Annotated in this window: 17 protein-coding genes; 12 read left to right on the top strand and 5 right to left on the bottom strand. The window is 68.6% G+C overall.

What is annotated here, in order from left to right; all coding sequences use genetic code 11:
* Nucleotides 1-97: 97 nt before the first annotated feature.
* The 4 genes from GGR33_RS19845 to GGR33_RS19830 all read right to left on the bottom strand — a co-directional run bounded on the left by GGR33_RS19845 (nt 98) and on the right by GGR33_RS19830 (nt 3,980).
* Nucleotides 98-808: an iron-containing redox enzyme family protein gene (locus tag GGR33_RS19845; protein ID WP_183508482.1), complete on the bottom strand. Its 711-nt coding sequence runs from the start codon at nt 806-808 to the stop codon at nt 98-100.
* Nucleotides 809-1,053: 245 nt separating this feature from the next.
* The gene (locus GGR33_RS19840) at nt 1,054-2,013 is read right to left on the bottom strand and encodes a TIM44-like domain-containing protein (protein WP_183508479.1); all 960 of its coding nucleotides are present in this window, start codon (nt 2,011-2,013) and stop codon (nt 1,054-1,056) included.
* Between the two features lie 125 nt (nt 2,014-2,138).
* Nucleotides 2,139-3,236: an ATP-binding protein gene (locus GGR33_RS19835; protein ID WP_183508476.1), complete on the bottom strand. Its 1,098-nt coding sequence runs from the start codon at nt 3,234-3,236 to the stop codon at nt 2,139-2,141.
* Between the two features lie 111 nt (nt 3,237-3,347).
* Complete coding sequence (locus GGR33_RS19830; RefSeq protein WP_183508474.1) at nt 3,348-3,980, bottom strand: S24 family peptidase; 633 nt, start codon at nt 3,978-3,980, stop codon at nt 3,348-3,350.
* 215 nt (nt 3,981-4,195) lie between these two features.
* On the opposite strand from GGR33_RS19830, the gene GGR33_RS19825 reads away from it, so the two are divergent.
* The 11 genes from GGR33_RS19825 (at nt 4,196) to GGR33_RS19775 (ending at nt 15,083) form a co-directional block, all read left to right on the top strand.
* A complete protein-coding gene (locus GGR33_RS19825; protein ID WP_183508472.1) occupies nt 4,196-4,552 on the top strand; it encodes a DUF952 domain-containing protein in 357 nt (118 codons plus the stop codon).
* The gene (locus GGR33_RS19820; protein ID WP_183508469.1) at nt 4,549-5,628 is read left to right on the top strand and encodes a quinone-dependent dihydroorotate dehydrogenase; all 1,080 of its coding nucleotides are present in this window, start codon (nt 4,549-4,551) and stop codon (nt 5,626-5,628) included. Before GGR33_RS19825 ends, GGR33_RS19820 begins: the two co-directional genes overlap by 4 nt.
* Before the next feature lie 278 nt (nt 5,629-5,906).
* Nucleotides 5,907-8,216: an FdhF/YdeP family oxidoreductase gene (locus tag GGR33_RS19815; RefSeq protein WP_183508468.1), complete on the top strand. Its 2,310-nt coding sequence runs from the start codon at nt 5,907-5,909 to the stop codon at nt 8,214-8,216.
* Entirely contained in the window at nt 8,213-8,545 is a 333-nt protein-coding gene (locus GGR33_RS19810) for a hypothetical protein (RefSeq protein WP_246413307.1), read from the top strand. Before GGR33_RS19815 ends, GGR33_RS19810 begins: the two co-directional genes overlap by 4 nt.
* 115 nt (nt 8,546-8,660) lie before the next feature.
* Nucleotides 8,661-10,472 (top strand): DUF255 domain-containing protein, encoded by a 1,812-nt coding sequence (locus tag GGR33_RS19805; protein WP_183508465.1) that lies wholly within the window; start codon nt 8,661-8,663, stop codon nt 10,470-10,472.
* A 233-nt stretch (nt 10,473-10,705) separates the two neighbouring features.
* The gene (bufA2, locus tag GGR33_RS19800; protein ID WP_210302117.1) at nt 10,706-10,960 is read left to right on the top strand and encodes a BufA2 family periplasmic bufferin-type metallophore; all 255 of its coding nucleotides are present in this window, start codon (nt 10,706-10,708) and stop codon (nt 10,958-10,960) included.
* A gap of 139 nt (nt 10,961-11,099) precedes the next feature.
* Nucleotides 11,100-12,038 carry an MNIO family bufferin maturase gene (bufB, locus tag GGR33_RS19795; protein ID WP_246413305.1) on the top strand — a complete coding sequence of 313 codons (939 nt, stop codon included), beginning with the start codon at nt 11,100-11,102 and terminating at the stop codon, nt 12,036-12,038.
* Complete coding sequence (locus tag GGR33_RS19790; RefSeq protein ID WP_183508463.1) at nt 12,035-12,820, top strand: HvfC/BufC N-terminal domain-containing protein; 786 nt, start codon at nt 12,035-12,037, stop codon at nt 12,818-12,820. Before bufB ends, GGR33_RS19790 begins: the two co-directional genes overlap by 4 nt.
* 49 nt (nt 12,821-12,869) lie before the next feature.
* Entirely contained in the window at nt 12,870-13,850 is a 981-nt protein-coding gene (locus tag GGR33_RS19785; RefSeq protein ID WP_246413303.1) for a hypothetical protein, read from the top strand.
* Between the two features lie 71 nt (nt 13,851-13,921).
* Nucleotides 13,922-14,329 (top strand): thioredoxin family protein, encoded by a 408-nt coding sequence (locus GGR33_RS19780; RefSeq protein WP_183508461.1) that lies wholly within the window; start codon nt 13,922-13,924, stop codon nt 14,327-14,329.
* Between the two features lie 34 nt (nt 14,330-14,363).
* A complete protein-coding gene (locus tag GGR33_RS19775; RefSeq protein ID WP_183508459.1) occupies nt 14,364-15,083 on the top strand; it encodes a cytochrome c biogenesis CcdA family protein in 720 nt (239 codons plus the stop codon).
* Between the two features lie 33 nt (nt 15,084-15,116).
* Here GGR33_RS19775 and GGR33_RS19770 read toward each other — a convergent pair whose 3' ends face one another.
* Nucleotides 15,117-17,747, bottom strand: a complete 2,631-nt coding sequence (locus GGR33_RS19770) for a DNA translocase FtsK (RefSeq protein WP_183508457.1) — start codon at nt 17,745-17,747, stop codon at nt 15,117-15,119.
* A 320-nt stretch (nt 17,748-18,067) separates the two neighbouring features.
* Here GGR33_RS19770 and GGR33_RS19765 point away from each other — a divergent pair, with 320 nt between their 5' ends.
* Nucleotides 18,068-19,450, top strand: a complete 1,383-nt coding sequence (locus tag GGR33_RS19765) for an MFS transporter (protein ID WP_210302116.1) — start codon at nt 18,068-18,070, stop codon at nt 19,448-19,450.
* The last annotated feature ends 11 nt before the right edge of the window (nt 19,451-19,461 follow it).

Genomic DNA, 19,461 nt, shown 5'->3' with positions numbered 1-19,461 from the left:
ATGATCGGGCGCGACGGTGCAGGGCGTCGACATCGCGGGTGGATTCCGGGCTCTTGCCTGCGGCGAGACCCGGAATGACGATGGTGGCAGCTCGATCTCAGTTCGCCGTCGCGCGGCTCCGAGCCACTTCGTCGAGCATGCCGAGATAGGCGCCGCGCGTCGCCGCTGCCGTCATGACGATGGCGTCGCGTTCGGTGGCATCGTCGAGGTCTGCGAGGATGCGCTCCAGGTCGTCGACATGCCCGACATCCGCCTCGGCATGCAGGTCGAGGAAGGTTACGGCATCGGCGATCTTCGGGATGCTGCTCGACGCCACCAGCGCCTTCGCCACCTTGCCGGCGCGCTCCACCGCGAGCCCTTCGAGGATGTAGGCGCTGCCCAGGAAGGCCGCCGGATGGCGCCCGTTCGTCGCCGCGGTGATCCAGCTATTGTAGGCGGTGATCCATTCGCCAGGCGGGTTCGCGGCCAGGGTCTTTTCCGGATCGAGGCCGAGGCTGCGCAGGTCATCGTCGACCAGGATGTCGTGGCCGCTCTCCTCCTCGGCCTTCTGGAAGAACAGGTCGGCCAGTTCCGGGTGCTCGCCGAGGGCCTTCAGTCGGCGGCCGGCCGCTTCGAGGCACGGCGACGTCAGCGCGACGTAGTGACGGGTCTGGGCGAGGAAGGCGACGTAGAGACTTTTGTCGGCCGAGCCGTTCTTGAAAGCCTCGATGGTCGGCTCCTGATCGATGCCCGAAACGAGCAGGCTCAACTGGTTTCGCAGATCCCCGACGACTCCACCTTGTGACGTTGCGACAGCAGCTTCAGCCATTCTCATCCTCCCGGTTGTGTCCTGTTCCGCGTGCCGTCAGCGCATCGGAACGCCCGGAGGCTATGATCTGAGATGAGCGTGCGTCCAGAAAAAACTACCTGAAATCTGTATTTGCTAGGAGAAATTGCACATAGTTTCTTCTAGGTTTATTTCTTCACGTTTTGCTTGTAGGTCTGAGGCCAAGAGAAAGGGCGCCGGGTTGCCCCGACGCCCTCCCTTCGATTCGCGAGTAAACTTGAGGTAGCTCAGCGACCCTGCTGGATCGCCGAGAGCAGCCAGGCGCCCCCGCGCTCGCGGGCGAAGGTCCAGAACTCCTTGGCCTCGGACGGCCCGTTCTCGACGACGCGCTGGGTGTTGCGGTCGAAGGTCTCGTCCTTCAGTGCGAAGCGCATGGCAACGGTGGCGTATTCGACCGGGCCTTCACGCCAGGCCTCCGACAGGTCACCCTGAAGCAACTTGACGTCGGAGATGCGGTTGACGACGCCACGCTGAGCGTTGGCCCGCAGCTCCTCTTCGAAATAGCCGACCATTTCCGGCGTCGCGACGCGGCGCAGCGTCCCGAGATCCTCGCGGCCATAGGCCGTCTGCACCTCGTTGAGTGTGCGCTCGAAGGCTTCGTAATCGGCCGGTTGGACATTGACCGGCTGACCCTGCGGCGCGGCGCTTCCGCCACCACCGCCGAGGCCCATTCCGCCCATCGTGCTGGCGCTCGCGCCATCGAGGTTCGAGCGTGCGGAGGGCGCATTCGCGGCCATGGCCGGTCCACCCGATTGGCGGCGGCGGAAGAAGCTCACCGCCAGCATGACGAGGCCGACCAGCAGGCCGACTTGCAGGAGCAGGCCGAGGAACGAGGCAATGCCGCCGAGGCCACCGAAGAAGCCGCCGCCGACGAGAGCGCCCAGAAGGCCCGCGCCGAGCAGACCCGCGAAGAAGCCACCGCCGAACCGGCGCCCGCTATTCGCCTGCATACCGGGATTGCTCATCCCCGGGCTCGGAGCCGTCTGCGAGCGCTGGATCGGCGCGGTGGCGCCCGGCGAGGTGGCGGTTCCCGCCGGTGGGCTGTAGGTGCGCGAACCGCGAGAGCCGAATCCGCCGCCACCGCCGCCGGGGCGCGCCTCGACGACCGGCGCGGCGGTGACCGCCAGCGCTGCGGCGAGGGCGAGCATGGTCGCCATACGCCTGCGACCGGTCTTGGGGGTTGCCATGGACATCCTCTGCAAAAGCGAGACGGGCGGATTTGCCCGCTACGATATGGGAACGTCCTGGATCGAGTTTTAGTCCCGATTAGTGCTGGCGATCGGCATGCCGAAGCCTCTCCCGCTCGCCGAAACTACGGCGCGGTCGGGAAAACGAGGCGCACGGTGGTGCCTTCGCTCGACCGGCTCTCGAGAGAGATGGTCCCGTTCTGGCGCTTCATCAGCCCGTGCACAATGGCGAGCCCGACGCCGCGCCCCGCCTCGCGGCTGGTGGCGAAGGGGGCGAGCGCGCGGGTCAGCATCTCCGGCGACATGCCGTGCCCGCGATCGGAGACCGCGATGCCGACGGCGCCGTCGGAGGGCCGATGCAGCGCGCTGTCGCCGCGCGGGACGGCGAAGGTCGCGACGGTGACCGTGCCCGTCTCCGCTGTGGCCTCCGCGGAATTCGCGAGGATGTGCCGGAGGGCGAGCTCCACCTGGGTCGGATTGCAAAGGGCCGGCGGCAGGCCGTCCGTCGTGGTGATCGACAGGCTCAGCCGGGGCGGGAGCGCGGCGGCCAGCGAATCGGAGATCGAGGCCAGGAAGGCGTCGAGGTCCACCGGGCGCACGTCCGGCGCGATCCGGCGCGAATGGGTGAGGAGATGGCGCGTCAGGACGGCAGCCCGCTCCGCGGCCTCCGTCGAGCGGGTCACGGCGCGCTGGATGAAGGGCTCCGGCCGATCGGCGAGCCGGCGCTTCAGCCCGTCCACGTAGCCGATCAGGATCTGCAGGAAGTTGTTGAACTCGTGCGCGACGCTGTTGGTGAGCAGCCCCAGAGCCTCGCGCTGCTGCGACAGCACGAGCGCGCCCTCCGCATCCACCCGGCGGGTGATGTCGACGACCTGGCCGACCAGCATCCCGGATTCGCCGAGCGGCGCCACCGCGATCGTCGCCCAGAACGACGAGCCGTCGCGGCGCGCGCAGAGCAGATCGACGTCGGCCGCGCGGCCTTCCGCGATCGCGTTCCGCAGTGCCGCCCAGGCCGCGGCATCGCCCTGGCTGGCCTGGAGCAGCGCGATGCCGCTGCCGAATTCCGCCGCCGGCCGATCGGCCAAAACGGCGAGCGCCGGATTGACCGCGCGCAGCAGACCCGCCTGCGCGATGAAGGTCGCGACCGGAGATGCGTCGAGCAAGGCGAGCGCGTCCGCCGACAGAGCCGTTCCGGATGGGCCGTCCTCGTCGGGCGATGGCATGGCCGCTTTCCCTGGCTGCACCTCGTCACGCTCGCGCGGCTGGGCCGGGCTCGCATCGCAGCGATCGATACCCGCATTCCCGCGAACGCCCAAGGCTGCGTGCGGCGGGCGCTATTGGCGCACCCACATCACCCGCACCATCCAGGCGATCTCGGAGACGGGCACGGCCCGGTCCTCGTGCTCGGGGTTCAGCGAGGCCAGCTCGACCGTGCGGGCGGTGCGGCGCCGCAGCTCTTTGGCGAGCACTTCGCCGGAGGAGAGCCGGGCCACGACTCGGTCGCCCTTGCGGACGCTCGCCGTGGGCGAGACGATCAAGACGTCACCGTCGCGAAACAGCGGCATCATCGAATCGCCCTGGACCTCCAGAGCGAAGGCGCGGTCGCCGCCGAGATCCGGGAACTCGATCTCCTCCCAGCCCGGGCCGCCGGCAGGCATGCCTTCGTCGGTGAAGAGTCGTCCGGCACCGGCCTGCGTCATGCCGATCAGCGGCACCATGGTGCGCAGCGGCCCATCGCGGCCGACGATGAGACGCAGGAAGTCGTCGAGGCTCGCGCCCGTCGCGGCGAGGATCTTCGAGACGGATTCGGTCGAGGGCCAGCGCTTGCGGCCGTCGGGCCCGATTCGCTTGGAACGGTTGAAGCTGGTGGCATCGAGCCCCGCGCGGCGGGCGAGCCCGGAGGCCGAATAGCCGTGGCGTTCTGCCAAACGGTCGATCGCCATCCAGATCTGGTCGTGCGACAGCATGGCGAGCTCGTGGATCGGGCAGGTTGAGACAACCCGCCTAGCGCTAGGAAAGTAGAACTACAGGGCGGCGAACGCAACGCGAAACGACGGCGATTCTCGCATGGTCCGGCAGCCCGAGAAAGCGGCGCGTTCGTCCATCCGGCTTTGCCGGGTTGCGGCCCTCCGGCGCCCGTCCTAAGCGCTTCGCGCCGCATGCCGAAGAGGCCCGACCCTTCATGCTCGTCTACAAGATCTGTCCGCGCGCGCTCTGGCGCGAGGCCGAGGCCGCCGGGCGCTTCGTGGGAGCCCCGGTCGACCAGGCCGACGGATTCATCCATTTCTCCACCGCCGCGCAGGCCGCCGAGACGGCTGCGCGTCATTTCGCCGGCATCGACGACTTGCTGCTCGTCGCTGTCGAGAGCGGGGCGTTGGGAGAAGCCCTGCGCTTCGAGCCCTCGCGCGGCGGCGACCTGTTTCCGCATCTCTACGGGGATCTGCCGCTCAGCGCCGTCCGGAGCGTCGAGCCTTTGCCGCTCGGACCCGATGGCCGGCACGTGTTTCCGGATGCGCTCACCCAGGAGCAGGGCGCATGATCTCGGCACTGTTTCCGCTGGCGCGGCCGCTTCTGCATGGGCTCGACGCCGAGACGGCGCACGACCTGACCCTGCGGGGGCTCGCACTGCTGCCGCCGCGCACGCCGCCGGCCTCCGATCCGCGGCTGACGATCGACCTGTTCGGGAAGCGCTTCCCCAACCCGGTCGGCCTGGCCGCCGGCTTCGACAAGGGCGCGCGGGTGCCCGACGCCATGCTCGGCCTCGGCTTCGGCTTCGTGGAGGTAGGCGGCGTGGTGCCCAAGCCTCAGCCGGGCAATCCGAAGCCGCGGGTGTTCCGTCTGGCCGGGGACCGCGCCGTCATCAACCGCTTCGGGCTGAACAGCGAAGGCCTCGACGCCGTGGCCGATCGCTTGCGCGCGCGGCGGGGGAGGGGCGGCGTGGTCGGCGTCAACATCGGCGCCAACAAGGAGGCCGTCGACCGGCTCGCCGATTACGTCGCCTGCACCCGGGCGCTGGCGCCGTTCGTCGACTTCATCACCGTCAACATCTCCTCACCCAACACGCCGGGCCTTCGCGATCTCCAGGGCGAGGCCTTCCTCGACGATCTGCTCGCCCGCACCGTCGCGGCACGCGACGAGACGCATCCGGGCACGGCGATCTTGCTGAAGATCGCCCCGGACATCGGCCTCGAAGCCCTCGACGCGATGACGGCCACGGCCCAGCGTCGCGGCGTCCAGGCGCTGGTCGTCTCGAACACCACCATCGCCAGACCGGATGCGCTCACCGAGAAAGGGCTCGCGAAGGAGACCGGCGGCCTATCCGGTCGCCCGCTCTTCGCGCCGTCCACGCGGCTTCTCGCCGAGACGTTCTTGCGCGTCGGCCAGAGCATCCCGCTGATCGGCGTCGGCGGCATCGATTCCGCGGAAGCGGCCTGGACCAAGATCCGCGCCGGCGCGAGCCTCATCCAACTCTATTCGGCACTCGTCTACGAAGGCCCGGGCCTCGTCGAGGCCATCAAGACCGGACTCTCGGCACGGCTGAGTGCCGAGGGCGCGGGCAGGCTCGCGGCGGTGATCGGGCGCGACGCCGGCGAACTGACCAAGCTGGCAGGATAACGCCTCCCACTTTTCGGCACCGCAACCAGACCGGCTTTGGCGGCCGGTCTCGCACGCCCACCGTGCGACGCTCTCGAATTATTCCAAAATCAGGCAGCTCAGGTAGAATAATGCCAGATCTATGCGATTTACGCATGGGTATCCCAACGCTCAGCCGAAATCATTTTGCATCTGCGAATTGCTAGATTGCGTGGCGCTTTCAGCCGCTGCGGGACCATCACGACGATGCCGCCGGGCGACAGACACTCGACATTCTCCGACATCCGCGATCGGACCTCATGAGCACCACGGAACCGGCACTCAAGCGCTCGTCTGCCGCTGGCGGCTGGGGTGCCCTGAAGAGTTGCGGCAAGCATCTGCTCAAGAGCCGTGCGCCCATCTCCGGTGCGCGCGTGCTGCTCGCGGCCAACCAGCCCGACGGCTTCGACTGCCCCGGTTGCGCCTGGGGTGACCCGGCCCACGGCTCGTCCTTCGAGTTCTGCGAGAACGGCGTGAAGGCGGTCTCCTGGGAGGCGACGGACAAGCGCACCCCGCCGAAATTCTTCGCCAAGCACACGCTGACCGAACTGCGCGGCTGGACCGACTACGCCCTCGAACTCGAAGGCCGTCTGACCCATCCGATGCGCTACGACGCGGCCTCCGACCGCTACGTCGCGGTGACCTGGGAGCAGGCCTTCGCCGAGATCGGCGCCACCCTGCGCGGGCTCGACCATCCCGACCGGGCCGAGTTCTACACCTCCGGCCGTGCCTCCAACGAGGCCGCCTATCTCTACCAGCTCTTCGCGCGCCACTACGGCACCAACAACTTCCCCGACTGCTCGAACATGTGCCACGAGGCCAGCGGCATTGGGCTCACCCAGGCCATCGGCATCGGCAAGGGCACGGTGCTGCTGGAGGATTTCGAGAAGGCGGACGCGATCTTCGTCGTCGGCCAGAACCCGGGCACCAACCATCCGCGCATGCTGGCCGACCTCCGCCGGGCCGCCGAGCGCGGCGCGCGGGTGGTCGCCTTCAACCCCGTGCGCGAGCGCGGCCTGGAGCGCTTCGCCGACCCGCAGAACAGCGTCGAGATGCTGCGCGGCGCGAGCCACGCCATCGCCAGCCATTATTTCCAGCCGCGTCTCGGCGGCGACATGGCGGCCTTCCGTGGGATCGCCAAGGTGGTGTTCGAGCGTGATGACGCCGCGCTTGCCGCCAGCAAGCCCTCGCTGCTCGACCGCGCCTTCCTGCGCAGGCAGACCTCCGATTACGAAGCCTATCGCGCCGCCGTCGACGCGACCTCCTGGGAGGCGATCCTCGACCAGTCCGGCCTGACCCGCGACGAGATCGAGACCGCCGCCGACGTCTATCTCGGCGCCGACAAGGTCATCGCCACCTGGGCAATGGGCGTGACCCAGCACAAGCACTCCGTCGCGACGGTGCGCGAGATCGCCAACGTCATGTTCCTGCGCGGCCATATCGGCCGTCCCGGAGCCGGTCTCTGCCCGGTGCGCGGCCACTCGAACGTGCAGGGCGACCGCACCGTCGGCATCAACGAAAAGCCGCCGGAGGCCTTCCTCGACGCCCTCGATCGCGAATTCGGCTTCAAGTCCCCACGCGGACATGGCCACAACGTGCTGGCCTCCATCGGCGCCATGCTCGACGGATCCTCGAAAGCCTTCATCGGCCTCGGCGGCAATTTCGCCCGGGCGACGCCGGACAGCACGCTGGTTGCCAAGGCGCTCGCCTCCTGCGAGCTGACCGTCCATATCGGCACGAAGCTGAACCACTCGCACCTGCTGCCGGGCCGCGTCGCCTACCTGCTGCCCTGCCTCGGCCGCACCGAGATTGACCGCAACTCGAAGGGCAAGATCCAGATCGTGACCGTCGAGGATTCGATGAGCATGGTCCACGGCTCGGGCGGCATCAACAAGCCCGCCTCGCCGGAGCTGCGCTCGGAGATCGGCATCATCGCCGGCATGGCCGCCGCCACCGTCGGTTCGGCCCATGTCGACTGGGCCGCGCTCGCCGACGACTACGACGGCATCCGCGACCTGATCGAGAGGACCATCCCCGGCTTCACCGGCTTCAACCTGCGAGTCCGCCGACCGCGCGGCTTCATGCTGCGAAACCTCGCTGCCGAGCGCGTGTTCGAGACGGAGAGTGGCAAGGCGAGCTTCTCCTTCGGCCCGATCCCGCAGGCCACCGAGCACCAGAAGGCGCTGACCGCCGACGGCACCTTCGTGCTGCAGACCTTCCGCAGCCACGACCAGTACAACACCACGATCTACGGCCTCGATGACCGCTATCGCGGCGTCTACGGCGAGCGCCGTGTGGTCTTCGCCCATCCCGACGATTGCGCCGCGCTTCGTGCGCAGTTCGGCGACCGCGTCGACATCGTGCGGGCCGGCGACGAGGAGGGCGGCGAGGTGGCCGAGGACTTTCGCCTGGTTCCCTTCGAGATGCCGCGTGGCTCGCTCGCCGGCTACTATCCCGAATTGAACGTCATGGTGCCGCTGTCGAGCTTCGGCGAATTCTCGGACACGCCGACTTCGAAGTCGGTGCTGGTGAAGATCCGCGCCCGCACCATGCTCGCCAAGGCGGCATGAGCGAGCCGCCCGCCGACGCGGAAACCTTCCTCGCTGCGACGGACACCATCGCGGCGTTGCGCTTCGACCTTTCGCAATTGGAAGCGGGGATGCTCGCCGGCCTGTCGCTGGAGATTGCCTCGGATACCCGCAGCTTCGCGAGAATCTTCGCGATCGAGCACGCGTTGGTGCTACGGGCGCTGGAAATCCTCGTCGAGCTCGGGCTCCTTACGGTGACGTCGCGTCATGCCCGCACGCAGCGAGCACATTACGAGGCGTCGGAGGAGGGCCGGCTGCTGCTGGGCGGCCTCCGAACGGAGGCCAAGCGCGAGCGCAGCCGCAACTCCTGAGCGCTGCCCTCTCTGCGACTCTGCCGCGATCGGCGCCCCGCGGCGCCTGATCCCGCAACTTTTCCGGCCGCCCTCACGTACCGTCCGAAGGAAGCAGCTGGGGCGGGGACGGAGCATGACGAAAGTTTTGGCAGCGGCGGTGCTGATCGCCGGGATCATGCTGGGCGGTCCAGCCTCGGCGGCCGAGCCGATCCAATGGACCGGCTGGAGCGCCGACCTGTTCGCGCGCGCCAAGGCGCAGAACCGGCTCGTCATCCTCGATCTCGAGGCGGTGTGGTGCCACTGGTGCCACGTGATGGAGCAGAAGACCTACGCCAACGAGACCGTGTCCGGGCTCATCTCGGCGAAGTTCATCGCAGTGCGGGCCGACCAGGACGCCAGCCCGGACCTGTCGAGCCGCTACGGCGACTGGGGCTGGCCGGCGACCATCGTGTTCGCGCCCGACGGCACCGAGATCGCCAAGCTGCGCGGCTTCGTCGAGCCGGAGCGGATGGCCGCGCTGCTGAAGGCCGCTATCGAGGACCCGACGCCGGGGCCGTCCGTGAGCGAGGCGCTCAAGGTGGTGCCGGCCGAGAGCCACACGCTCGGCAAGGAACAGCTCACTGCGTTGAACGAGAGCTACGAAGAGGCCTGGGACGAGGAGAATGCCGGCTGGGGCCAGCCTCTGAAATACATCGATGCCGACAGCTTCGATCTCGCCATGGCCCGCGCCGAGACTGGCGACAAGACCGCCGAAGCGAGGGCGCGCCGCACCCTCGACAAGGGTCTGGCGCTGATCGACCCGGTTTGGGGCGGCGTCTACCAGTACTCGGACAAGCTCGACTGGTCCTCGCCGCATTTCGAGAAGATCATGTCGTTCCAGGCCCAAGACTTGCGCCAATACAGCCAGGCCTATGCCCGCTGGCACGATCCGAAATATCGCGACGCGGCGGCGAAGATCGCGGGCTACCTCACCGGCTTCCTAAAAAGCCCCGAGGGCGCGTTCTATGTCAGCCAGGATGCGGATCTTAGCCACGAGGTCGACGGCCACGTCTATTACGCGTTGGGTGACGCCGACCGCCGCGCCAAGGGCATCCCGCGGATCGATACGCATCTCTATGCCCGCGAGAACGGCTGGGCGATCGCGGGCCTCGTCGCCTATGCCAACGCCTTCGACGACGCGGAGGCGCTGAAGACCGCCGAGACGGCGGCGCGCTGGGTCCAGGCCAACCGCGCGCTGCCCGGCAGCGGCTTCCGGCACGGCACGGAGGATCGCGGCGGTCCCTTCCTCGGCGATACGCTCGCCATGGGCCAGGCCTTCCTCGACCTCTACGCGGCGACGGGCGACCGCGCCTGGCTTGCCTCGGCGCAAGGGGCGGGGGGCTTCATCGCCAAGACCTTCAAGGATGAGGCGGGCGGCTTCAACGGTGCGGCCAAGGCCGAGTCCGATGTCCTTGCCAACCCGCCGAAGTCCCTCGACGATCAGATCGCCATCGCCCGCTTCCTCAATCTGCTGGCGCAATATACCGGATCGGATGGTGAGCGCGCGCTCGCGCTCCATGCCATGCGCTACGTGGCGGGGGCCGTTACCGAGATCGAGCGCCCGCTTGCTGGTGCGCTGCTGGCGGACCGGGAACTCAATGCGGCCCCGACGCACCTGACCGTGGTGGGTCCGAAGGGCGATCCGGCGGCGCGCCAGCTCCAGGCTGCGGCCCGGGCGCTCCCTGCGGTCTACAAACGCCTCGACTGGTGGGATCGCGGCGAGGGCAGGCTCGCCAATCCCGACGTCGACTACCCGGAGCTCGACCGGCCTGCGGCCTTCGCCTGCAGCGGCCATCTCTGCTCGCTCCCCACATTTACGGCTGCCGATCTCAAGACCGCCGTAGCCCAGATGGAGGAGCAGGACCGCGCACGAGCTGCGAAACGCGCGACGGCTCCAGCCCGCTGAATCGAGGCTGCAGAGAATATTTCGGCCACGTCTGTAACTTTTCGGAGACCCACTTCGTAAGGGCTGATGAACAGGTGGAAGAATTCTCCGGCACCTCGGGCTATCGCGCCCGGGATCGGGGGTTCGGACCGGTTCGATCAACCGTGCTGCGGAACCGAAGAGCGTCGCCGCCAGAGGGGGCTCCGATCTTCACCGAAGACGGCACGACAACGACCCAAGAGAGGACAAACACGATGAAGATGAACGCCAAGTCCGGTGTCGCCACCGCCGCCGCCACGCTGTTCCTCGCTGGCGTCGCCATGACCCCGGTCGCCTACGCCAAGTCCGCCAAGGGCCACTGCATGGGTGCGAACGCCTGCAAGGGCCAGGGCGCCTGCAAGACCGCTCAGAACGCCTGCAAGGGCCAGAACGCCTGCAAGGGCCAGGGCTTCACGATGTCGTCCAAGGGCTCTTGCGCCAAGGCCGGCGGCGAGTTCTCGAAGGGCTGATCCCTTTCTTCAGGGTCCGGCGGTTTCCGCCGGGCCCGTTTCGATCCTGCGGCTGGATCACCCTGGTCCTCCCGCGAACGGGCTTGACGAACGAGGCCGAGCCTCCGAGCGTCGCCCTCGACACGACAGGGTTCCGATCATGATGCTGAACGACCTGACGACCGTCCCCGACGGCGAGGCTCGATCCGTCTCCGAGCACCAGACCCAGAAGGCGCCTGCCGCCAAGCCCGACTTCCTCGGCTTCGGCCTCGGCCTGCGCGCCCAGCACTACGCCGACATCCTCGACGGCGACCCGCCGATCGACTGGTTCGAGGTGATCAGCGAGAACTACATGATCCCGGGCGGTCGCCCGCTGCAGATCCTCGATCGGATCCGCGCTCGCTACCCCGTGGTGATGCACGGTGTCTCGCTCTCGATCGCCTCCACCGCCCCGCCGGACTACGATTACCTGAAGAGCCTCAAGGCGCTGGCCCAGCGCGTCGAGCCGAAATGGATCTCGGACCACCTCTGCTGGACCGGCGTCCACGGCAAGAACCTGCACGACCTGCTGCCGATCGCCTACACGCGGGAATCGCTCGACCACGTCGCCAGCCGCGTCCATCTCGTGCAGGACTATCTCGGCCGTGCGCTGACGCTCGAGAACGTCTCGACCTACGTGCAGTTCTCGAATTCCGAGATGACGGAGTGGGAGTTCATCGCCGAGCTCTCGAAGCGCACCGGCTGCTGGCTGCTGTTCGACGTGAACAACGTCTACGTCTCGGCCTTCAACCACGGCTACGATCCCTACGTGTTCCTCGCCGGCATTCCGCAGGATCGCGTCGTGCAGTTCCACATGGCCGGCCACAGCCACATGGGCACGCACATCATCGACACGCACGACCAGCCGGTCTGCGACGATGTCTGGGACCTCTACCGGGCGGCGCTGAAGCGCTTCGGCCCGGTCTCGACCATTATCGAGCGCGACGACAACATCCCGCCGCTCGCCGAACTCCTGGTCGAGATGGAGCAGACCCGCGCCGTCGCCCGTGAGATCCTGGGCAATGCCGCGATCCCGCGCGGGCAACGGCTCCAGGGATGAGCGACTTCGCGCGCCAGCAGGCCGACTTCCAGCGTGCCATCCTGGAGGGCGACGAGGGCGTGCTCGCCGAACTCCTCGACAGCGACAAGGAGAAGCGGGACGCTCTGTTCGCGGTGTACCGCAACGCCTATGGCGCGCGCCTCGTCGAGGCCATGCGCAACGAGAATCCCCTGCTTCACGCCTATCTCGGCGACGACACCTTCGACGACATGGCCCGCGCATACATCGCGGCCCGGCCCTCGCGGCATCCGAACCTGCGCTGGTTCTGCCAGGGCCTGCCGGATTTCCTCGGCTCCGCCGAACCCTACCGCGACTACCCCGCGGTCGCCGAGCTTTCGGCGATCGAGACGGCGCTCTCCGACGCTTTCGACGCGCCCGACGGCACGGTGCTGTCCTTCGAGGATTTCGGCGAGGTCGCGCCGGACAGCTTCAAGGATCTCGTTTTCGCCGCCCATCCGAGTGCTCGCCGTCTCGATCTGAAGACCAATGCCTTCGCGATCTGGGACGCGCTCAAGGACGAGACAACGCCGCCGGAGGTCGAGCACCCGGCCGAGCCGGAGCGCCTGATCGTATGGCGCGAGGAGCTGACGGCGATGGTCCGGGCGATGTCCGTGGAAGAGGCGATGATGTGGGACGAGGCCGGTGCCGAGGTCCCCTTCGGCGTGCTCTGCGAGATGGCCGCGACCTACGACGATCCCGACAACGCGGCCGGCCGCGCCGCCGGCTACCTGCAAGGCTGGGTCGGCGCCGGCATGCTCGGTGGCTTCACGATCGGCCCATAGCGGTCTGCCCGACGGCGGAATAGTCGAACGCCCCGAGGCGAGGAAGGCGATGGCGTTGCTCAAGCCGACCCGGACCACCTTCCTGCTCGGTGGCGCCGTTGCTTTACTCGCCGCTTCGCTGAAGGGCGGCGCCGGCGCCGGCTCGGAATTCCTATCGGGCGAGGGCATGCCCTATGCCGCCTTCGACCGACTCCCGAAGACCGACCTGCCGGTGAAGGGCGGGACCGTCCATGTCGGCTTCGCGCCGGGCACGCTGGACCTGTCGCGCCAGGAGACCATCGCCTGGATCGAGCGCTCGGCCCGGGCCGTCTCAGCCTATTACGGCCGCTTCCCCGTCGCCTCGTTGCGCCTGCTGATCGTGCCGGTCGGCGGTTCGGGCGTTCGCGGCGGCACGACCTGGGGCTATCGCGGCGCGGCCATCCGCATCCTGCTCGGATCGGAGGCCGACGCCGCCGATCTCACCCGCGACTGGATGATGGTGCACGAGATGGTGCACACGGCTCTGCCGGAGATGGACCAGCGCTCCAACTGGCTGTCGGAGGGGCTCGCCGTCTACATCGAGCCGATCGCCCGTGTTCAGGCCGGCGACCTCACGCCGGAAAAGATCTGGGCCGATATGGTCCGAGACATGCCCTCCGGCCTGCCGGGCCGAGGCGATGGCGGGCTCGAAGGCGTGCAGAGCTGGGGCCGCACCTATTGGGGCGGAGCGTTGTTCTGCTTGCTCGCGGATGTCGGCATCCGGAAGGGCACGAACAATCGCCTCGGCCTGCGCGATGCCATGCGCGGCGTCCTCGCCGCCGGCGGCAGCCACGAGGTCGACTGGCCGGTCCGCCGCGTCCTCGCCACCGCAGACAAGGCGGTCGGGTTGAGCGTGCTCGCCGACCTCTACGCCACGATGGGCAGTCGGCCCGTAACGCCTGATCTGCCCGGCCTGTGGCGCGATCTCGGCATCCGCCAGGCCGGCGATGGCGTGAGCTTCGACGACGCGGCTCCGCTCGCCGCCATTCGAAACGCCATCACAAGGCCGTGAATTCCGTAACGGGACGGCCATCCCTGCCGTACCCGCCTGAGCCACCCCGTTTCGCATGTGGAGATTCAGCCATGCACGCTCGTCGTCCCGTCCTTTTCGCCATTGCCGCGAGCATCGCAGTGTCGGCATCGCTGTTGGGCGCGAGCCCTAGCCGGGCGGTCGAGCGAATGGCCTTCACGCCGGCAGCTTTGGCCGCGGCGAAATCCTCGGGCAGGCCGGTGCTGGTCGACGTTTCCGCGCCGTGGTGCCCGACCTGCAAGGCGCAGAAGCCGATCCTGTCGGAGCTCTATGCCGATCCGGCCTACAAGGACCTCGTGGTCTTCGACGTCGACTTCGACAGCCAGAAGCCGGCGCTCAGAACGCTCCGCGTGACCGCGCAGAGCACCTTGATCGTCTATCGGGGTGACCGGGAGGCTGGGCGCTCGACCGGCGACACCAGCAAGACCGGCATCAAGGCCCTGCTCGACAAGGCGATCTGAGAGCAGGCTGGGACAGGATCGAGGGAGCGCCATCATGATCGGCACGATCGGCCTCGCCGCGCTCGCCGGCCTGCTCTCGACCTTGTCGCCCTGCGTGCTGCCGATCGTGCCCATCGTGCTGGGCACGGCCGCTTCCGAGCATCGTTTCGGGCCGGTCGCGCTGGCCGCCGGGCTCGCTCTGTCCTTCACCGCGATCGGCCTGTTCGTGGCGACGGTGGGCTTCGCGATCGGCCTCGATGGCGACCTGTTTCGCCGGGCCGGTGCGGTGCTGATGATCGGCCTTGGTCTCGTCCTGATGCTGTCGCGGCTCCAGATGAGCTTCGCGACCGCCGCCGGCCCAATCGGGGCCTGGGCGGAGGAGCGCTTCGGCGGCTTCTCGACCTCCGGTCTTGGCGGTCAGTTCGGGGTTGGGCTGCTGCTCGGAGCCGCCTGGAGCCCCTGCGTCGGGCCAACTCTCGGCGCAGCGTCCCTGCTGGCGGCGCGCGGCGAGAACCTCGCCAGCGTCGCACTCACCATGCTCGCCTTCGGCATCGGTGCGGCGGTTCCGCTGGCTCTCCTCGGCCTCGCCTCCCGCGAGGCGCTGCTGCGCTGGCGCGGCAATCTCGCGTCCACGAGCAAGATCGTGAAGGCCGCGATGGGGGCGGTTCTGGTTGCGCTCGGGCTGCTCGTGCTGACCGGAGTCGACAAGCGGATCGAGGCTTGGGCCGTCGAGACGGCACCCGACTGGCTCACCGCTTTGACGACGCGGGTGTGACACCGTTCCCGACCGACGGGATCGGAAACGGTATCAGAAGCCCTGCTCTTCGCTCTCCACCAGGATCTCGCGCTTGCCGGCATGGTTGGCCGGCCCGACGAGCCCTTCGGTCTCCATGCGCTCCATGAGTGAGGCGGCGCGGTTGTAGCCGATCTGCAGGCGGCGCTGGATGTAGGAGGTCGAGGCCTTCTTGTCCCGCAGCACCACGGCCACGGCCTGGTCGTAGAGATCGCCGCCTTCTGAGCCGAACTGGCTGGCATCGAAGACGGGGCCGTCCTCTGACGAGCCAGCTGCGCCACCGTAAGAGGGGATATCACCCTCGTCGGCCGTGACCGCGTCGAGATAGGCGGGCCGACCCTGGCGCTTGAGATGCGCGACGACGCTCTCGACTTCCGAATCCGAGCAGAACGGGCCGTGCACGCGGGTGGTGCGGCCGCCACCGGCCATGAACAGCATGTCGCCTTGGCCGAGCAGCTGCTCAGCGCCCATCTCGCCGAGGATCGTGCGGCTGTCGATCTTGCTCGTAACCTGGAAGCTGATGCGGGTCGGGAAGTTCGCCTTGATCGTACCGGTGATGACGTCGACCGAGGGACGCTGCGTCGCCATGATCAGGTGGATGCCGGCAGCGCGCGCCATTTGGGCGAGACGCTGGATCGCGCCCTCGATGTCCTTGCCGGCCACCATCATCAGGTCGGCCATCTCGTCGACCACGATCACGATGTAAGGCAGCGGATTGAGGTCCATGACCTCGTCTTCGTAGACCGCCTCGCCCGTATGCCGATCGAAGCCCGTCTGCACGGTGCGGGTCATGGTCTCGCCGCGCTCGCGCGCCTCGGCGAGCCGGGCATTGAAGCCGTCGATGTTGCGCACACCGACCTTGGACATCTTCTTGTAGCGTTCCTCCATCTCGCGCACCGCCCATTTGAGGGCGATGACCGCCTTCTTCGGGTCCGTGACGACGGGGGAAAGCAGGTGCGGGATGCCGTCGTAGATCGACAGCTCGAGCATCTTGGGGTCGACCATGATCAGGCGGCACTCTTCCGGCTTCAGCCGGTAGAGCAGGCTCAGGATCATGGTGTTGATGGCGACGGACTTACCCGAGCCGGTGGTGCCGGCGACGAGCAGGTGCGGCATGCGGGCAAGGTCGGCGATGATCGGCTCGCCGCCGATGTTCTTGCCGAGGCACAGAGCGAGGCTCTGCTTCGTCTCGGCGAAATCCTGCGAGGCCAATAGCTCGCGCAGGAAGACCGTCTCGCGCTTGGCGTTCGGCAGCTCGATGCCGATGGCGTTGCGGCCGGGCACGACCGCGACGCGCGCCGAGATCGCCGACATCGAGCGAGCGATGTCGTCGGCGAGCGAGATCACGCGGCTCGACTTGGTGCCGGGGGCCGGTTCGAGCTCGTAGAGGGTAACGACGGGGCCTGGGCGCACGGCCAGGATGTCGCCGCGCACGCCGAAATCGGAGAGCGTGGCTTCGAGCAGCGTGGCGTTCTGCTCCAGCGCATCGGCCGAGACCTCCGAGCCGGGCGCGACGGGACGCGGCAGGGCGAGAAGTTCGAGGGCTGGGTGGCGATACTCGCTCGGCTCGCCGCGCGGCATCGGACGCGGACCAGCGGGAGGAGCCGGCGGCAACGGAGCGGAGACGCGGCCGCGCGGAGCCTCGGCCGGCTCCTCGAAGGCGTCGTCCTGCGGGATCGGCGCAGCAGGCATGCGGCGCGAGACAGGCTGCGGCGTGGGCGCCTCGGCGGCGTGATCGAAGCGCTCGTCTTGGCTCTCGCCGCGCTCACCGAAGGTCGGCTCGCGCCGCGCGACCGATCCCGGCACGCGCTCCTGGGCCTGCGCGGCCCAGGGCGGATCGTCCTCGAAGGCGCGGCGGGCCGCGATGGCACCGGGCGAGGAGCCGGCATAGACGAGGTCGTCGGGCTGCTGCCCCGCCTGGAAGTTGGTCAGGCGCGCGCGGAGTGCCCGGCGGCCGTTCATCATGGCCTGGGCTAGCGCGCCGAGCGACAGGATGCCGAGGCTCGGCTCGTCGGCGTCGTGGCGGCTCTGGCGATCGTTGGCATAGACCGGCTCGTCGTATTCCTCGTCCTCGTCATGGATGCCGGCGCGGCAGGCGCCGGTGAGGGAGAGAATGGCGATGGCGGCGTAGAGGATGCCGACCAGGGCCGCGGCCGGCCCGGCGATGGCGCCGACCACGAGCCTTGCGACCGAGAGCAACGCATCGCCCGCGACGCCGCCGAGGCCGGTCGGAAGCGGCCAGCTCGCCGTCGGCGGCAGGGCGCTCGCCACGGCGCTGGAGGCAAGGAAGCCGATCACCCAGAGAGCGAGGCGCAGGCCGCCTCGGGGCAGGTTGTGCTCGCGCATCAGGCGTGCGCCCCAGAGCACCGGCGGCAGGGCGAAGGCCAACGAGCCGAGCCCGAGGAGCTGCATGGCGAGATCCGAGACCGCCGCGCCCGCGCGGCCGAGCACGTTGTGCGCGGCCCGCTCGGTGGCGTGGTTCAGGCTCGGGTCGTCGATCGACCACGTCGCCAGGGCCACGATCATGGCCATGGCTCCGGCGAACAAGACGAGGCCGCCGAACTCCGTCAGTCGCTTCGCCATGAACGGGCGAAAGCTGTCGACGAACGTGTCGTACGGCGATGCGGAACGGCGGAGCGAGCGCATGCGGGACCGGACGCGGAGCGAGAAATCTTTCGCTAAGGCTATCCCGGTGCAGTTAACGGCCCTTTAAGCTTGCTGGGCGGCCGCGCTGCCGCTGCTTTGAGCCGCATTTCGCTGTGGATGGGTTGCCGCGACGGCCGCTCCCATTCGATCGATCGCAGAGGGCGGCGCTTCACGTTGGAAACGATCCTGCCATGCAAACCTTGGCTGAGGCCAAACCCGTGGCGGCGCGCTATCTCATCGGCGACGAGCCCTGACGCCGAGCCGAACGGCTGGGCTGCCGGACCCGTGCCAACGGGCGATGCCGTGAGCTCTGCCGATTAATGTCCTCCGCAAACCCGACACCGCAGGCCCTCGCACGGGACGGGGTGCCCCCGGCGCAGCGCAGGCGGGCCATGGCTGCGATCCTCACCGGGATCGGGCTCGCCGTCCTCGACACCGCCATCGCGAACACGGCGTTGCCGACCATCGCCGCGGATCTCGGGGTCGATCCCGGCACCTCGGTCTGGATCGTCAACGCCTACCAGCTCGCCGTGGTCGCGACCCTGCTTCCGATGGCGGCGCTCGGCGAGATCGTCGGCCAACAGCGCGTCTTCGTCGCGGGGATCGCCCTGTTCACGGCGTCCTCCCTCGTCTGCGCCCTGGCCTGGTCGCTGCCGACCCTCGTGGCCGCCCGCGTGCTTCAGGGGCTGGGTGCAAGCGCGATCATGGCGGTCAACATCGCGCTGGTCCGCTTCGTCTATCCCCTCAACAGTCTCGGACGCGGGGTCGGGCTCAACGCGCTGACCGGCAGCGTCTGCTTCGTGGCGGGGCCGACGGTCGCCTCGCTCATCCTCTTCGCTTCGTCCTGGCCGTGGCTCTTCGCCGTCAACGTGCCGATCGGGCTCGCCGCGCTGGCGCTGGCGCTGACCTCCCTGCCGGAGACTGGCCGCGCCAAGCATCGCTTCGACGGGATCGGCGCACTCCTCAACGTGATCACCTTCTCGCTGCTGATCCTGGGGCTGGGCGAGGCCGCGCACGACCAGCCGCCCTGGCGGATCGCGCTCGAACTCGCTGGGACGCTTGTCGTTGGCACCTTGCTCCTTCGCCGGCAGGCGAACCATCCCGCGCCGATGCTGGCCGTCGACCTGCTCAAGCGGCCGCTCTTCACGCTCTCGGCCGTGACCGCGATTTGCTCCTTCGCAGCGCAAGGCCTCGCCTTCGTCTCCCTGCCGTTCCTGTTTCAGCATCAGCTGGGGCGCTCGCAGGTGGAGACCGGCTTCCTGATGACGCCCTGGCCCGTCGTCGTCGCGCTGATGGCGCCCGTCGCGGGGCGGCTCTCGGATCGCCACTCGCCTGGACTGCTCGGTGGCATCGGCCTCGCCGTGCTGGCCGTCGGGATGGGGCTCCTCGCCACCTTGCCGGAGGCTCCGAGCGTCGCGGATATCGCCTGGCGGATGATGATCTGCGGGGCCGGGTTCGGCTTCTTCCAGGCGCCGAACCTGCGCGCCCTGATGACCAGCGCTCCGCCCGAGCGGGCAGGCGGGGCGAGCGGCATCGTCGCGACATCGCGCCTGCTCGGACAGACGCTGGGTGCTGCCCTCGTCGCGGCCTGTTTCGCCGTCTCGGAGGCGCATGGGCCGGCCCTCGCAATGGGGCTAGGCGGCATCTTCGCGGGCGCCGCGAGCATCGCGAGCTTTACGCGCCTCGCCGTTCGGCCGGGCTGAGGCGATCTGAC

Origin of the sequence: Methylobacterium brachythecii (genome assembly GCF_014196345.1) — a bacterium.
Lineage (GTDB): Bacteria > Pseudomonadota > Alphaproteobacteria > Rhizobiales > Beijerinckiaceae > Methylobacterium > Methylobacterium brachythecii.
Note: the sequence above shows the minus strand (reverse complement) of the source record. Positions and strands in the feature narration are given on the sequence as shown.

Excerpts from the sequence above, each read along its gene's own strand:
- bufA2 (WP_210302117.1), top strand. The coding sequence starts at position 10,706 with ATGAAGATGAACGCCAAGTCCGGTGTCGCCACCGCCGCCGCCACGCTG.
- GGR33_RS19840 (WP_183508479.1), bottom strand. The coding sequence starts at position 2,013 with ATGGCAACCCCCAAGACCGGTCGCAGGCGTATGGCGACCATGCTCGCC.
- GGR33_RS19835 (WP_183508476.1), bottom strand. The coding sequence starts at position 3,236 with ATGCCATCGCCCGACGAGGACGGCCCATCCGGAACGGCTCTGTCGGCG.
- GGR33_RS19845 (WP_183508482.1), bottom strand. The coding sequence starts at position 808 with ATGGCTGAAGCTGCTGTCGCAACGTCACAAGGTGGAGTCGTCGGGGAT.
- GGR33_RS19815 (WP_183508468.1), top strand. The coding sequence starts at position 5,907 with ATGAGCACCACGGAACCGGCACTCAAGCGCTCGTCTGCCGCTGGCGGC.
- GGR33_RS19765 (WP_210302116.1), top strand. The coding sequence starts at position 18,068 with ATGTCCTCCGCAAACCCGACACCGCAGGCCCTCGCACGGGACGGGGTG.
- GGR33_RS19820 (WP_183508469.1), top strand. The coding sequence starts at position 4,549 with ATGATCTCGGCACTGTTTCCGCTGGCGCGGCCGCTTCTGCATGGGCTC.
- GGR33_RS19825 (WP_183508472.1), top strand. The coding sequence starts at position 4,196 with ATGCTCGTCTACAAGATCTGTCCGCGCGCGCTCTGGCGCGAGGCCGAG.
- GGR33_RS19805 (WP_183508465.1), top strand. The coding sequence starts at position 8,661 with ATGACGAAAGTTTTGGCAGCGGCGGTGCTGATCGCCGGGATCATGCTG.
- GGR33_RS19830 (WP_183508474.1), bottom strand. The coding sequence starts at position 3,980 with ATGCTGTCGCACGACCAGATCTGGATGGCGATCGACCGTTTGGCAGAA.
- GGR33_RS19770 (WP_183508457.1), bottom strand. The coding sequence starts at position 17,747 with ATGCGCTCGCTCCGCCGTTCCGCATCGCCGTACGACACGTTCGTCGAC.
- bufB (WP_246413305.1), top strand. The coding sequence starts at position 11,100 with ATGATGCTGAACGACCTGACGACCGTCCCCGACGGCGAGGCTCGATCC.
- GGR33_RS19785 (WP_246413303.1), top strand. The coding sequence starts at position 12,870 with ATGGCGTTGCTCAAGCCGACCCGGACCACCTTCCTGCTCGGTGGCGCC.
- GGR33_RS19790 (WP_183508463.1), top strand. The coding sequence starts at position 12,035 with ATGAGCGACTTCGCGCGCCAGCAGGCCGACTTCCAGCGTGCCATCCTG.
- GGR33_RS19780 (WP_183508461.1), top strand. The coding sequence starts at position 13,922 with ATGCACGCTCGTCGTCCCGTCCTTTTCGCCATTGCCGCGAGCATCGCA.
- GGR33_RS19810 (WP_246413307.1), top strand. The coding sequence starts at position 8,213 with ATGAGCGAGCCGCCCGCCGACGCGGAAACCTTCCTCGCTGCGACGGAC.
- GGR33_RS19775 (WP_183508459.1), top strand. The coding sequence starts at position 14,364 with ATGATCGGCACGATCGGCCTCGCCGCGCTCGCCGGCCTGCTCTCGACC.